Annotated in this window: 12 protein-coding genes; 9 read left to right on the top strand and 3 right to left on the bottom strand. The window is 72.4% G+C overall.

Going from position 1 to position 13,743, the window contains the following annotated elements; translation table 11 throughout:
• Positions 1–68: 68 nt before the first annotated feature.
• A complete protein-coding gene (locus ACFQW6_RS09755; RefSeq protein WP_378543871.1) occupies positions 69–941 on the top strand; it encodes a LysR family transcriptional regulator in 873 nt (290 codons plus the stop codon).
• A gap of 15 nt (positions 942–956) precedes the next feature.
• Here ACFQW6_RS09755 and ACFQW6_RS09750 read toward each other — a convergent pair whose 3' ends face one another.
• The 3 genes from ACFQW6_RS09750 to ACFQW6_RS09740 form a co-directional block, all read right to left on the bottom strand.
• Positions 957–1,184: a hypothetical protein gene (locus ACFQW6_RS09750; protein ID WP_378543869.1), complete on the bottom strand. Its 228-nt coding sequence runs from the start codon at positions 1,182–1,184 to the stop codon at positions 957–959.
• 180 nt (positions 1,185–1,364) lie between these two features.
• Complete coding sequence (locus ACFQW6_RS09745) at positions 1,365–2,936, bottom strand: dolichyl-phosphate-mannose--protein mannosyltransferase (protein WP_378543867.1); 1,572 nt, start codon at positions 2,934–2,936, stop codon at positions 1,365–1,367.
• 122 nt (positions 2,937–3,058) lie between these two features.
• Positions 3,059–4,504, bottom strand: coding sequence for an alkaline phosphatase PhoX (locus ACFQW6_RS09740; RefSeq protein ID WP_378543865.1), 1,446 nt, complete (start codon positions 4,502–4,504; stop codon positions 3,059–3,061).
• Between the two features lie 100 nt (positions 4,505–4,604).
• Here ACFQW6_RS09740 and rsmI point away from each other — a divergent pair, with 100 nt between their 5' ends.
• From rsmI to ACFQW6_RS09700, 8 genes are all read left to right on the top strand, one after another.
• Positions 4,605–5,435, top strand: a complete 831-nt coding sequence (rsmI, locus tag ACFQW6_RS09735) for a 16S rRNA (cytidine(1402)-2'-O)-methyltransferase (RefSeq protein ID WP_378543863.1) — start codon at positions 4,605–4,607, stop codon at positions 5,433–5,435.
• Between the two features lie 43 nt (positions 5,436–5,478).
• Entirely contained in the window at positions 5,479–6,327 is an 849-nt protein-coding gene (locus ACFQW6_RS09730; RefSeq protein WP_378547509.1) for a TatD family hydrolase, read from the top strand.
• 266 nt (positions 6,328–6,593) lie between these two features.
• On the top strand, positions 6,594–7,739 hold the full coding sequence (locus ACFQW6_RS09725) for a transglycosylase family protein (RefSeq protein ID WP_378543860.1): 1,146 nt from the start codon (positions 6,594–6,596) through the stop codon (positions 7,737–7,739).
• 30 nt (positions 7,740–7,769) lie between these two features.
• Positions 7,770–8,633: a 16S rRNA (adenine(1518)-N(6)/adenine(1519)-N(6))-dimethyltransferase RsmA gene (gene rsmA, locus ACFQW6_RS09720; protein WP_378543857.1), complete on the top strand. Its 864-nt coding sequence runs from the start codon at positions 7,770–7,772 to the stop codon at positions 8,631–8,633.
• Positions 8,630–9,541: a 4-(cytidine 5'-diphospho)-2-C-methyl-D-erythritol kinase gene (locus ACFQW6_RS09715; protein ID WP_378543854.1), complete on the top strand. Its 912-nt coding sequence runs from the start codon at positions 8,630–8,632 to the stop codon at positions 9,539–9,541. Before rsmA ends, ACFQW6_RS09715 begins: the two co-directional genes overlap by 4 nt.
• 113 nt (positions 9,542–9,654) lie before the next feature.
• Entirely contained in the window at positions 9,655–10,155 is a 501-nt protein-coding gene (locus ACFQW6_RS09710; protein ID WP_378543851.1) for a hypothetical protein, read from the top strand.
• A 75-nt stretch (positions 10,156–10,230) separates the two neighbouring features.
• Complete coding sequence (locus tag ACFQW6_RS09705) at positions 10,231–11,766, top strand: flotillin family protein (protein WP_378543848.1); 1,536 nt, start codon at positions 10,231–10,233, stop codon at positions 11,764–11,766.
• 74 nt (positions 11,767–11,840) lie between these two features.
• Complete coding sequence (locus ACFQW6_RS09700) at positions 11,841–13,667, top strand: ABC-F family ATP-binding cassette domain-containing protein (protein WP_378543845.1); 1,827 nt, start codon at positions 11,841–11,843, stop codon at positions 13,665–13,667.
• Positions 13,668–13,743 lie beyond the last annotated feature (76 nt).

Genomic DNA, 13,743 nt, shown 5'->3' with positions numbered 1-13,743 from the left:
GTCGATGGTGCGCCTTCAGGAGCCATGCGTCCAATGTCGAGACGTGGCCGACGCGATACGATCGGCGCATGATGCTCCGCGACCTCGGCTGGCTGGTGGCGCTCGGTGAGCTCTGCCACGTCACCGAGACGGCCGCGGCACTCGGCACCAGCCAGCCCACGCTGTCGCGCTCGCTCGCCCGGGTCGAGGCGGAGCTCGGGGTGCGCGTCTTCGAGCGCACGCCGGCCGGGCTCGACGTCACGCCCGACGGCCGGGTGGTCCTCGACGCCGCCCGCGACCTCGTCGTACGCCACGAGCAGCTGCTCGCCGACCTCGCCAACCGGCTCGACCCCGACACCGGGATCGTCCGGCTCGCGTTCCTGGACTCGATGGCCACCACGCTGGTCCCCAAGCTGCTGCGCGCCTTCCACGCCGAGGCACCGGCCGTGAAGGTCGTGCTGAGCCAGGAGCCGGCGCACGACATCCGCAGCGACCTCGACCGCGGGGCCGTCGAGCTCGGGCTCACCATGGACCGGGCCGAGGGCCTCGGCTGGCTGGCGGTGCAGCGTGAGCGGCTCGTGGTGGTGGTGCCGCCCACGCACCGGTTCCGCGACCGCACGCGCATCGACCTCGCCGCACTGGCCGACGACGAGCTGGTCACGACACCGCCGGGCTTCGGCCACAGCGCGCTCGTGCAGGCGTTGCTCGCCGAGGCCGGCGTGAGCCCCCGGGTCTCCTTCGAGAGCGCCGACCTGGCCACGATCGAGGGCCTGGTGGCCGCCGGGCTCGGGGTCGCGATCGTGCCGGAGGCGTTCGCCGGTCAGTCGGGGTCGGTGGGGCTCGCGCTGTCGTCGCCGTCGGCGACGCGCACGATCGGTCTCACCTGGCGCACCGACAGGCCGCTCGCGCCGCCGGCAGCGCGGTTCCTGGCGTTCGTGCGTGGCCGCACGTGGGCCGCCTGACGCCGAACCGGTTGATCAGCCCTTGCGCGGGCCGAAGAGCAACCCGCGGCGCCCGGCCTTGCGCGGCTGCGGGATCGCCGGGGCGGGCCACCACTCGAGGCTCGGGTGGCCGGCGCGGTTGAAGCCCTCGCGGTAGACGAAGTTGTCCCCGCACGAGCAGACCCAGCGCTCACCCACCTCGTGGCGCTCGCCGGTCGGTGCTCCCTCCGTCTGCAGGCAGACGTGGATCATCGTCGAGTCCATCAACGCTCCCTCCCTCGCGTCGAGCCCAGGCACAAACCCCCGTGTGTGCCGGGTCCGACCATCGTCGTGGGGACTCGGCGGAAAGAGAATGGGCGCACGCCGACCTGCGACCCATCTTGAGAAAACCTCGGTCGTTCATGCCGGGTTCACCGGATCGAGTGGCGGCGAGACCTGGAGGCGTCAGATCCAGCGCCGGAACCAGATGCGGGCGTCCCACTCCGACTTCGTCAGCAGGACGTCGGTCCAGATCGGCCAGAACCACGCGAAGGCGATGAGGGCGAGCACGGTGTAGCTCCCCGCGACGACCACGCCGAAGGTGCGCCGCGGGGTCGGCACGTCGGACGTCCCGATCAGGTGCCCCATGACCAGCGCGATCGACAGCACGAGGAACGGCAGGGCGGTGATGGCGTAGAAGAAGAAGATCGGCCGGTCGTCGTAGGCGAACCAGGGGAGCCACGTGCTGGCGAGGCCGGCGATCACGACGCCGTGGCGCCAGTCGCGGGCGCCGACCCACAGCAGGAGCGAGGCCACCGCCGCCAGGCTGCCGCCCCACCAGATCACCGGGTTGCCGAGGAGCAGGACCTGCCGGATGCAGCTCGAGCCCGAGGGCGCCTCGCACCCCTGCGAGCCGGGCTGGATGTCGGTCTGGGCGTCGACGCCGACCGGACGACCCATCACCAGCCACGTCGACGGCTTGGAGGCGTAGACGTGGGTCGAGTCGTTGAGGAAGTGGCTGTGGAAGGTGTAGACGTCCTGGTGGTACGACCACAGCGACCGCAGGGACTGCGTGACCTCCCCGAGGCCGTCGGCGTCCGGCTCGCTCGCGGTCGACCACGGCAACCCGTCGCCGTACGACGTGTACTGCGTGTTGTTGAACGCCTCCTCGTAGGCGTCGGCGTGCACCAGCCAGCCCGTCCACGACGCGACGTAGGTCGCCAGGGCGACCCCCACCAGCGCGACGAACGCCGGCGCCCCGTCGAGGACGATCGACCGGAGCAGGGGCCGGCGCTGGCCGAACGCCCGCCGCGCGCCGGCGCTCCACAACCAGGCGAGCAGGCCGAAGACGGCCAGCGCGTACACAGCGGACCACTTCGTGCCGCACGCCAGCCCGAAGCCCACCCCGCCGAGGACGAGCCAGGGGCGCCACCACGTACGTGTCGCGCCCGCGGCCAGCCGGTCGCGCAGCCACTGGCGGTCGGCCACCACGCAGTGCACCCCGCAGAGGGTGAAGAACGCCAGGAAGATGTCGAGCAGCGCGAGCCGCGACAGCACGAGCTGGAGACCGTCGACGGACAGCAGCAGGCCCGCGACGAGACCGAGGACCGTCGAGCCGGTGACCCGCCGGGCGAAGCGGCACATCAGCAGCACCATCAGCGCACCCACCACCGCCGATGCCGTGCGCCAGCCGGTGGGATCCATCCCGAAGACCTTGATCCCGGCGGCGATCACCCACTTGCCGACCTCGGGGTGGACGATCATCGAGGGACCGTCCTGGAACAGCCCGGTCAGGTTGCCGTTGAGGATCGTCTTGTCGGCGTCCTCGACGTAGCCGCGCACGTAGCCGTGGTTGAGCAGCGACCACGCGTCCTTGGCGTAGTAGGTCTCGTCGAACGAGAACGCGTGCGGCGTGCCGAGGTGCCAGCGGCGCAGGAAGAACGCCAGGCTGGCCAGGCAGAGGGCGCCGGCCCACCCGAACATCGGGTCCTCCGACCGCCAACGCGGACGATTCCGCTCGGCGGCAGTCGGGTTCACGCGGGCACTCTAGCCAGAACCCATTGCTCGCTCCGCTCGCTGTGTCCGCGTCGCCCGAGCCCGCTCGTTCGTCGTCGTTGCCGCGCCCTCCTCCTGCTTTCCCGGGTCGCGACGCGGCCCGTTCAGACGCCGATGGAGGCCCAGTCACCCCAGATCGCGAAGCTCAGGCCGCGGCTGGCCTGGATGTTCACGAACAGGGTGTGCCCGTCGGGACTGAACGTCGACCCGGCGAACTCGTCGCCCTCGCGTCCCGGCATCGCGTTGCGCGCGATGGAGAACAGGTCACCCTCGGTGGTCAGGCCGCGCAGGTAGTTGCCCTGGTCGTGGTCCTCGCACAGCACGAGGGTGCCGCGCGGGCTGGTGGTGACGTTGTCAGGGAAGTCGAGGACCTCGCGGCTCTCCGACTGGTAGACGCACCGCAGCGTCTGGGCGCGGGTGTCGTAGCCCCACACCTGGCCGAACCCTCTGCCGTAGCCGTCGATGTTGTCCGGCCCTGTCATCGCCGGACCGCCGCCCTGGGTGGCGGTGAAGTAGACGACGCCGTCGTGGAAGATCTGCCCCTCGCAGCGCGAGAAGTGCGCGGCGCCCTTGGCCCGCCCCTGGTCGCCCACGAAGTTGATGGCCGTGTCGTTGCTGGTCGGCGCCGGCTCGCCCGGCGTGTAGGGGAACTCGACGTCCGGCTCGTCGATGTCGACCCACTCGACGGGGTGGACGGTGGTGGTGTCCTGGTGCGCCTCGAGGTGCAGGTTGGGCCGGCCCGCGACGGCGAGCATCTGCAGCTGGCCGTTGTGGTCGAGGTTGCGGTGGCCGTCGCGCCGTTCGCGGGGCACGTAGCGGTAGAAGCCCGACGGGAAGGCGAAGTTGTCCTCGGTCAGGTAGAGCACACCCTCGGCCGGGTCGTACGAGACCGCCTCGTGCGCGAACCGTCCGGCCTTGCGCAGCGGTCGGGCGTCGGCGAGGCCGCCCGCGGGGACCTCGAAGACGTAGCCGTGCCGCTTCTGCAGGGGCACGTTGGACGCGCCCGTGAAGTCGGGGCCGACGTCGGGACCGTTGACGGTCTCCTCGCAGGTCACCCAGGCGCCCCACGGCATCTGGCCGCCGCTGCAGTTCATCATCGTCCCGCTCAGGCTGGTGTAGGCGTCCTGCACCTCCCCGAAGTTCGTCACCTGGATCGTCGTCGTGCCCGCGCCGCCGCGCTTGTCGTACGGCTTGGTCGGGCCGAACGCCGGCTGCGGGTTGTTGACCTCGTGGTTGCGAACCAGCAGCACGGACCCGCCGGGTCCGGCGAAGGCGCCCATCCCGTCGTGCCGGCCGGGCAGCCGGGTGCCGTCGTGCAGCGTCACCGGCGTGCTCGTGTCGTGGAACGAGCGGTACGAGAAACCGGCCGGCAGGTGGAGCCGTACGGCGCCGTCGCGCGCGTCGGCGACCGGGACCAGCGCGCCGACGGCAGCGCCGGCGAGGGCACCCGTCCGGGACAGCGCGGCGGCGTTGGTGAACCCGGCGAACGGACCGGCGGCGAGGGCGCCACCGAGGGCTCCCTTGATGGCGGTGCGGCGGTTGAGCTCCATGTGGTGACCTCCGAGGGCGCGACAGGGTGGGGGGATCTCGTCACGCTAGGGCCGCGAGGCCGGGAGGGGAACCCCTGTCGCGAGCCTCTACGGTGAAGCCATGACTGGCGTCCTCGTCCTCGCGGGCACCCCGATCGGGCAGGCCGGCGACGCGCCACCGCGGCTGGCCGCCGAGCTGTCGGGGGCGGACGTCGTCGCCGCCGAGGACACCCGGCGGCTCAAGCGGCTGTGCGCCGACCTCGGGATCACGCTGGCCGGTCGCGTCGTGTCCTACTTCGAGGGCAACGAGCAGGCTCGCACGCCGGCTCTGCTCGAGGCGCTGCTGGCCGGCGAGCGGGTCGTGCTGGTGACCGACGCGGGGATGCCGAGCGTGTCCGACCCGGGCTACCGGCTCGTCGCGGCCGCGGTCGAGCACGACGTGCGCGTCACGGCTGTCCCGGGACCCAGCGCCGTGCTCACCGCGCTGGCCGTCAGCGGCCTGCCGGTCGACCGGTTCTGCTTCGAGGGGTTCCTGCCGCGCAAGGCGGGCGAGCGCGGGCGGCGGCTCGCCGCCCTCGCCGCGGAGGAGCGCACGATGGTCTTCTTCGAGGCACCCCACCGCACCGAGGCGGCGCTGGCGGCGATGGCCGAGGCGCTGGGGGAGGACCGCCCGGCCGCGGTCTGCCGGGAGCTGACGAAGACCCACGAGGAGGTGCGCCGCGGACCGCTGGGCGACCTGGTCGCGTGGGCGGGCGACGGCGTGCGCGGCGAGGTCACCATCGTCGTCCAGGGATCGACCGGAGCCCCGGCCCTCGACACCGACCCGGGCACGCTGCGCGCGGCCGTCGCCGACCTCGAGGCCTCCGGGTCCACCCGCAAGGAGGCGATCGCGGAGGTCGCCAAGAGAGCCGGCCTGCCCAAGCGGGAGGTGTACGACGTTGTCCACCGCTGAGGGCGGGGCCGGGCCGACCCGCAGCCGTGCGGCCACCGAGGAGATGTCGGGCGCCCGGCGTGACCGCGAGCGCCCGCCTGCTCCCGAGCCGCTGCCGCACCCCGTCGTCGACAACCACTGCCACCTCGACATCGCCGACGGCGACTGGCTCGACACGGCGGACGCCATCGCGGCCGCGACGGCGGTCGGTGTGCCGCGGATCGTGCAGATCGGCTGCGACCTCCCCGGCGCCCGCTGGGCGGTGGCCGCGGCTGCCGAGCACGACGCCCTCGTCGCCGGCGTCGCGCTGCACCCGAACGAGGCGCCGCGACTCGCCGAGGCCGGGCGCCTCGAGGAGGCGTTCGCCGAGATCGAGCACCTCGCGCAGGCGCACGACAAGGTGCGGGCCGTCGGCGAGACCGGCCTCGACACCTTCCGCACCGGCGAGGAGGGCCGGGCCGCGCAGGAGGAGAGCTTCCGGCGTCACATCGACGTCGCCAAGCGCCTCGACAAGACGCTGGTCATCCACGACCGCGACGCCCACGACGACGTGCTCCGCATCGTCGACTCCGAAGGCGCGCCCGAGCGCTGGGTGATGCACTGCTTCTCCGGCGACGAGGCCTTCGCCCGCCGCTGCCTCGACCGCGGGGCCTTCCTCAGCTTCGCCGGGACGGTGACCTTCAAGAACGCGCAGTCGCTGCGCGACGCGCTCGCCGTCACGCCCCAGGACCGGGTGCTGGTCGAGACCGACGCGCCCTACCTGACGCCCACGCCGTGGCGCGGCCGGCCCAACGCCTCCTACCTCGTCCCGCACACCGTGCGGGCGATGGCCGAGGTGCTGCAGGCGGACCTCGAGGGGCTGTGCCGCTCGATCGACGCCAACACCGAACGCGCCTTCGGAGGCTCCTGGTAGACCGGCCGACCGGCGCGACCGTGAGCGGTGACACGTCGGATTTTGCCGTCAGGAGTTTGCGTCATCGCCGGTCATCGTTATCGTCTTGTGATTGTTGGCCGGGATCGGGAGCGATCACCGGCAGCACGAGGACCGGATCGGGCCGGTCCTGCGAGACCCCCGCTCGCACGTCGTACGGCTCCCGCGACCTGGTCGTGGATGCCGCGCAACGCTCGGCCGGGGGGTGCTGCCGCCCGAGGCCCGGAAGGTACGACGTTCGGAGAATCGTGCGCTCTCGTCTTGCGCAGCTCAGCAGGTCCAAGACCGTCCTGGCGACCCTCGTGGCGCTGGTCGTGGCAGCCGTCGGCGGTACGACGGTCGGCTACGCCGCCCTCACCAAGGACGTGACCCTCACCCTCGACGGGGAGACCCGTCAGGTCAGCGCCATCGGTGGCACCGTCGCCGACGTGCTCGCGGCCGAGGGCATCGAGGTGACCGACAAGGACCTGGTCGCCCCGGCGGTCGACGAGGCGATCAGCGACGGCTCGGCCATCGCCGTGCAGTTCGGGCGACCGCTCGAGCTCGCCGTCGACGGCGAGTCGCACACCTACTGGGTGAACTCGACCAACGTCGCGAGCGCGCTCGGCGAGATCGGTCGCCGCTTCGAGGGCGCCGACCTCTCGGCCAGCCGCGGATCCTCGATCGGGCGCAGCGGCCTGACCCTCGACGTCGTCACGCCGAAGGTCGTCCACCTCAAGCTCGGCGCCAAGCAGCTGAAGAAGCGGAAGATGACCGCGATGACGGTCGCCGACGTGCTCGAGTCGGCCGGCTTCGACGTCGACGAGCACGACAAGGTGCGTCCCTCGCTGACGACCGAGATCGCGGACGGCGACAAGGTCGTCGTCACCGACATCCGCGTGGCCACCAAGAAGGTGCAGCGCGAGGTGATCGACGCGCCCGTCGTCCAGCGCGAGGACGCCACCCTGCTGGAGGGCAAGCAGGAGGTCGTGCGCGCCGGTCGCGACGGCGTCCGCGCCGTCACCTACCGGCTCCGCTTCGTCAACGGCGACCTCGCCGCGCGCAAGGTCGTCAAGGCCGACGTGCGCCAGAAGGCCGTGCCCCGCGTCGTCGCCATCGGAACGAAGGAGAAGCCCGAGCCCGAGGCGTCGGCCGCCAACTTCGCCGGCGGCAGCACCGTGTGGGACTCCCTCGCGCAGTGCGAGTCCGGCGGCAACTGGGCCATCAACACCGGCAACGGCTACTACGGCGGCCTCCAGTTCAACCTCGGCACGTGGCAGGCCTACGGCGGCACCGGCTACCCGCACCAGGCCTCCCGCGAGACCCAGATCGCCGTGGCGACCCGCCTGCGCGACGCCACCGGTGGCTACGGCTCCTGGCCGAGCTGCTCGGCCAAGCTCGGCCTGCCCGGCTGACCATCGGCTGACCACCTAGGCTTCACCCCCATGACCACGAACCCGGCCGGCCCGAGGCTCCTCGGGCCGGCCGAGGTGCGTCAGCTCGCGGCCGAGCTCGACCTGCGGCCCACCAAGCAGCGCGGCCAGAACTTCGTCATCGACGCCAACACCGTGCGCCGGATCGTCCGCGAGTCCGGCATCACCGGTGACGACGTGGTCGTCGAGGTCGGGCCCGGGCTCGGGTCGCTCACGCTCGCGCTGCTCGAGGTCGCCCGCCGGGTCATCGCGATCGAGGTCGACCCGCTCCTGGCCGAGCGCCTGCCTGCCACGATCGCGGCGTACGCCCCGGAGCAGGCCGACCGCTTCGAGGTGGTGCTGGCCGACGCGATGCGCGTGGACGCCGTGCCCGGTCCGCCGCCCACCGCGCTGGTCGCCAACCTGCCCTACAACGTCTCGGTGCCGGTGCTCATCCACCTCCTCACCCTGCTGCCGTCCCTGGAGCGTGGGCTGGTGATGGTGCAGGCGGAGGTCGCCGACCGCCTCGCCGCGCCGCCTGGGTCGAAGACCTACGGGGTCCCGAGCGTGAAGGCCGCGTGGTTCGCCGACGTACGCCGTGCCGGTGCGATCGGGCGCAACGTCTTCTGGCCGGCCCCCAACGTCGACTCCGGCCTCGTCGCCTGGACCCGGCGCGAGCCCCCGGACACCACCGCGACCCGCGCGCAGGTCTTCGCCGTCGTCGACGCCGCCTTCGCGCAGCGCCGCAAGCAGGTGCGCGCTGCCCTGCGCGGGCTCGCCGGATCGGCCGAGACGGCGACCGCCGCGCTCGAGGCCGCGGGCGTCGACCCGACGGCCCGCGGCGAGGTGCTCGACGTCCACGACTTCGCGCGCATCGCCGAGGGGCTCTTCCCGTGAGCACCACGGTCCGAGCCGCCGCCAAGATCAACCTCCACCTCGGGGTCGGCGCGCCCCGCGAGGACGGCTTCCACCCGCTCGACACCGTCTACCAGGCCATCTCGCTCTACGACGACGTCACCGTCTCAGACGCCGGCGCGGAGTCGCTGTCCGTCGCCGGCACGCCCCAGATCGACGTGACCGGCGTGCCGACCGACGCCAGCAACATCGCGGTGCGCGCCCTCGCCGAGGCGCCGTGCGGGGGTCCGCACCACGTCCAGATCACCAAGCAGATCCCGGTCGCAGGAGGGATGGCGGGCGGCTCCGCCGACGGGGCGGCCGCCCTGCTCGCGCACGACCGGCTGCACGACCTCGGCCAGCCCGACGACGTGCTCCTCGCGCAGGCCGCCCGGCTCGGCAGCGACGTGCCGTTCTCCCTCGTGGGAGGTACGGCGCGGGGTCGGGGCCGCGGCGAGGTCGTCGAGCCGATCGTCGACCACGGCACGTGGTGGTGGGTCGTCGTGCCGGCCGCCGTCGGCCTCTCGACGCCGGAGGTCTACCGCCACTTCGACCGGCTGCACCCCGACGCTCCGGCGCAGCCGGCCGAGCCGACTGAGCTGCTGGCCGCGCTGGCGAGCGGCGAGCCCGTGCGGCTGGCGCGCGCGCTGCACAACGACCTGCAGGAGCCCGCCATCGACCTGCGACCCGAGCTCGGCGACCTGATCGCCCTCGGGGAGGCCGAGGGTGCCCTCCGCGGCATGGTGAGCGGCTCGGGCCCGACCTGCGTCTTCCTCTGCGACTCGCAGCCCGGCTCCATCGAGGTGGTCACCGCCCTGTCGGCATCGTACGACGTCGTGCTGTCCGCCATCGGTCCCGTGGCCGGCGCCCACGTCGTCAGCACCCGGGAAGCGGAGTGGGACCTGCGATAGGTCCCGGAAGGGGTCCGGACCGGGTGGTGTGAACCGCTGCGAACGGGGAAGCATCCCGTTATGTTGTGGCGCGGCGTCGACGACGCCCGCGCTGATCGCCTGGGGGAGGCATCGTGACCGTGTTCTTGGTGGTGGGCGCCGTCGGCGTCGTGCTGCTGCTCGTGGCGCTGGTCGTCGGTGACGTCCTCGACGGTGCCCTCGAGGGCCTCAGTGCCGGGTTGTTCTCGACCGAGGCGCTCGCCGGCTTCCTCGGCGCCCTCGGCTTCGGCGGCGCGATCGCCCTGGAGGTGACCGGCTCGACCTCGCTGGCGGTCGTCGTCGGCCTGGTGCTCGGAGTCCTGCTCGGCTGGCTCGCGGCCCGGGCCTCGACGTACCTGCACGGCGACGGCACGGGCGACACGGTGCGCACCTCCGACATGCTCGAGAAGATCGGCTCGGTGGTCAGCGCGATCCCCGAGGGCGGCGGCTTCGGCGTGGTCTCGCTCAGCGTGGGCGGCCACCTCACGCGCCTCAACGCCCGCTCGAGCGTCGCCGTGCCAGCCGGCACGCAGGTCAGCGTCACGCAGGTCATCTCGCCGACGGCCGTCCAGGTCGAGCCCCTCTTCCTCTCCTGACGTCTTCGCACCACCCACCGCACACCCACCGCACACCACGCGCACCTCGCCGCACCACCTCAAGGAGCACTGCCCATGTTCAGTCTGTCCCCGGTCGTCACTGCTGTGGCCGGCTTCGTCCTCCTGCTGGTGCTGATCGCGCTGCTGGTGACCACGCGCTACAAGGTGGCCGGGCCCAACGAGTCGTTCATCATCACCGGCCGCAAGGGCAAGGGCGAGGTGCGCAACCCGGAGACCGGCGAGATCTCCACCGACCTGTCGGGCCAGAAGGTCGTCATGGGCGGCGGCGTGTTCGTGATCCCGTTCGTGCAGCGCCTCGCCACCCTCGACCTGTCCTCGCGCCGCATCTCGGTGCAGATCCGCGGGGCCGTCTCGGGGCAGGGCATCAAGCTCAACCTCGACGGCGTGGCGTTGGTCAAGGTCGGTGGCAACGAGGACTCCATCCGCGCGGCCGGCCAGCGCTTCCTCAGCCAGCAGGCCGAGATCGAGACCTTCACCCAGGAGGTCCTCGCCGGCGCACTGCGCTCGATCGTCGGCTCGATGTCGGTCGAGCAGATCATCCGCGACCGCGCCGCCTTCGCCCAGCGCGTCGCCGAGGAGTCCGAGTCCTCGCTCACCGGCCAGGGCCTGGTCCTCGACACCTTCCAGATCCAGGACATCACCGACGACGGCTCCTACCTCGCCGACCTCGGTCGTCCCGAGGCCGCCAAGCTCAACCAGCTGGCCTCCATCGCCGAGGCCAACGCCCGGCAGGCGGCCGAGCAGGCCCGCATCGCCGCCGAGCAGGAGATCGCGGTCACCCAGCGCGCCCTCGCCCTCAAGAACGCCGAGATCAAGGCCGAGACCGACGCCGCCAACGCGCAGGCCGCTGCCGCCGGCCCGCTCGCGCAGGCCGACCGTGACCAGGCCATCCTGCTGGAGCAGGAGAAGGTGGCCGTCCGGCAGGCGGCCCTCAAGGAGCGCCAGCTCGACACCGAGGTGCGCAAGCCCGCCGACGCCGAGCGCTACCGCGTCGAGACCGAGGCCCAGGGCCGCCGCAGCTCCGCGATCCTCGAGGCCGAGGCGCGCAAGGCTGCCTCGATCGCCAACGCCGAGGCGGAGGCCGAGAAGGCCCGCCTGACCGGTGAGGGCGAGAAGTCCCGCCGCTCCGCGCTCGCCGAGGCCGAGGCCATCGAGGGCGCCAAGCGCGGTGAGGCCGAGAAGGCCCGCCGTGTCGCCGAGGCCGACGCCGTACGCGCCGAGGGTGAGGCGCAGGCCGCCGCGACGCTCGCCGCGGGCCAGGCCGAGGCCGAGGCCATGGACAAGAAGGCCGCCGCGTTCGCCGGCTACAACGAGGCGGCGGTGCTCCAGATGCTCATCGAGGTGATGCCCAAGGTGGCCGCCGAGCTGGCCCGCCCGATGGGCAACATCGACAAGCTGACGGTCATCTCGGCCGACGGCGCCGGCGAGCTGCCCAAGCAGGTGACCAACAACCTCGTGCAGACGATGGAGATGCTCAGGGCCACCACCGGCCTGGACGTCGAGTCGCTGATCCAGAAGTACTCCTCCACCAACGGGTCCACGCCCGGCCTCGCGTCCGCGTCGGCCGAGGGCGGCTCGCCCTCCAGCTGACCTCCTCTTCCGCCCACGAGGGGTCGTACGCCGATCCGTCGCCGCTGGGGCGCACCTGAGAGGATCGCCCGGACATGGCGAACCTGATCAACCTCGAACGCGTCTCGAAGTCCTACGGCGTACGGCCCCTGCTCGACAACGTCTCGCTCGGCATCTCGCTGGGCGAGCGCGTCGGCGTCGTGGGCCGCAACGGCGACGGCAAGACGACCCTGCTCGAGGTGATGACGGGCCTCGAGCAGCCCGACACGGGCCGCGTCTCCCGCACCCGCGGCGTCGAGATCGGCTACCTCCACCAGGGTGACGAGCTCGTCGACAGCCACACCGTCCGCGAGGCGGTGCTCGGTGGGCGGCAGGACCACGAGTGGGCCGCCGACCCCACCACGCGGCAGGTCGTCGAGGAGCTGCTCGCCGGCGTGACCCTCGACCGTGCGGTCGTCGGCCTGTCCGGTGGCGAGCGGCGCCGCTGCGCGCTCGCCGCCCTGCTGCTCTCGCGCCACGACCTGATCGTGCTCGACGAGCCGACCAACCACCTCGACGTCGAGGCCGTGGCCTGGCTGGCCGGACACCTCGTCGGCCTGCCGAGCGCTCTCATCGTGGTGACCCACGACCGGTGGTTCCTCGACGCCGTCTGCCAGACGACGTGGGAGGTGCACGACGGCGCGGTCGACTCCTACGAGGGCGGCTACGCGGCGTACGTCCTCGCCAAGGCCGAGCGCCAGCGGCAGGCGGCCGCCACCGAGACGCGGCGGCAGAACCTCGCCCGTAAGGAGCTCGCCTGGCTGCGGCGCGGCGCCCCCGCGCGTACGTCGAAGCCGAAGTTCCGCATCGACGCGGCCAACGCCCTGATCGACGACGTGCCCGACCCGCGTGACCGGCTGGAGCTCCAAAAGTTCGCCAGCCAGCGGCTCGGCAAGGACGTCATCGACATCGAGGACGTCGACCTCAAGCGCGGCGAGCGCGTGCTGCTCGACCACGCGACCTGGCGCATCGGTCCGGGCGACCGGATAGGGATCGTCGGCGTCAACGGCGCCGGCAAGACGTCGCTCCTGTCGCTGATCGCGGGGACGCTCGCGCCCGACGTAGGTCGGGTGAAGCAGGGCCGGACGGTCGAGCTGCAGCACCTCACGCAGGCGCTCGACGAGATCGACCCCGAGGCGCGGGTGCTGCCGACGGTCGAGTCGATCCGGCGGGTCAGCAAGACTCTCGACGGCCAGGAGATCACCGCGACCGCGCTGCTGGAGCGCTTCGGCTTCACCGGCGACCGGCTCACCGCGCGGCTCGGGGACCTGTCCGGCGGCGAGCGGCGGCGGTTCCAGCTGCTCAAGCTGCTGCTGATCGAGCCCAACGTGCTGCTCCTCGACGAGCCGACCAACGACCTCGACATCGACACCCTCAACGTCCTCGAGGACTTCCTCGACTCCTGGCCCGGCACCCTCATCGTGGTCTCGCACGACCGCTACTTCCTCGAGCGGGTCACCGACTCCGTCTGGGCGCTCCTCGGCGACGGGCAGGTCTCGATGCTGCCGCGCGGGGTCGACGAGTACCTGGAACGACGTTCCGCCCTGCAGGTCGCCGCCGCTGCCGAGTCCGCCGCCGCTGCGTCATACGAACCGGCACCGATGAGTGCGCCTTCGCATGACGCAGGCCCGCACACCCCGACACCATCGCCGAAGGCGCGCGCCGGCAGCGCGGAGGACCGCGCCGCCCGCAAGGTGCTCGCCCGGGTCGAGAAGCAGCTCGAGCGCATCGCCGTACGCGAGGCGGAGCTGCACGCCGAGATGGAGGCCAACCTCACCGACTACGACCTGCTCGCGCGGGTCGGCGGGCAGCTCGGCGAGCTCGCGGCGGAGAAGGAGGAGCTGGAGATGGAGTGGCTCGAGGCGTCCGAGGTCGTCGAGTAGGTGGGATGTGCCCTGTCGGAGTCCCCGCTCGAGCGGGGATTCCGTCACTCGGAGGCCGTTGCAACCCCCTCCGAGT

Source organism: Nocardioides sp. GCM10028917 (assembly GCF_042666175.1).
In the GTDB taxonomy this organism is placed as follows: domain Bacteria; phylum Actinomycetota; class Actinomycetes; order Propionibacteriales; family Nocardioidaceae; genus Nocardioides.
The sequence above is the reverse complement of the archived record's forward strand: the minus strand, read 5'-3'. Positions and strand labels throughout refer to the sequence as shown.

Coding starts and splice junctions, on each gene's coding strand:
- ACFQW6_RS09755 (WP_378543871.1), top strand. CDS start 69: ATGATGCTCCGCGACCTCGGCTGGCTGGTGGCGCTCGGTGAGCTCTGC.
- ACFQW6_RS09750 (WP_378543869.1), bottom strand. CDS start 1,184: ATGGACTCGACGATGATCCACGTCTGCCTGCAGACGGAGGGAGCACCG.
- ACFQW6_RS09740 (WP_378543865.1), bottom strand. CDS start 4,504: ATGGAGCTCAACCGCCGCACCGCCATCAAGGGAGCCCTCGGTGGCGCC.
- rsmI (WP_378543863.1), top strand. CDS start 4,605: ATGACTGGCGTCCTCGTCCTCGCGGGCACCCCGATCGGGCAGGCCGGC.
- ACFQW6_RS09730 (WP_378547509.1), top strand. CDS start 5,479: ATGTCGGGCGCCCGGCGTGACCGCGAGCGCCCGCCTGCTCCCGAGCCG.
- rsmA (WP_378543857.1), top strand. CDS start 7,770: ATGACCACGAACCCGGCCGGCCCGAGGCTCCTCGGGCCGGCCGAGGTG.
- ACFQW6_RS09705 (WP_378543848.1), top strand. CDS start 10,231: ATGTTCAGTCTGTCCCCGGTCGTCACTGCTGTGGCCGGCTTCGTCCTC.
- ACFQW6_RS09700 (WP_378543845.1), top strand. CDS start 11,841: ATGGCGAACCTGATCAACCTCGAACGCGTCTCGAAGTCCTACGGCGTA.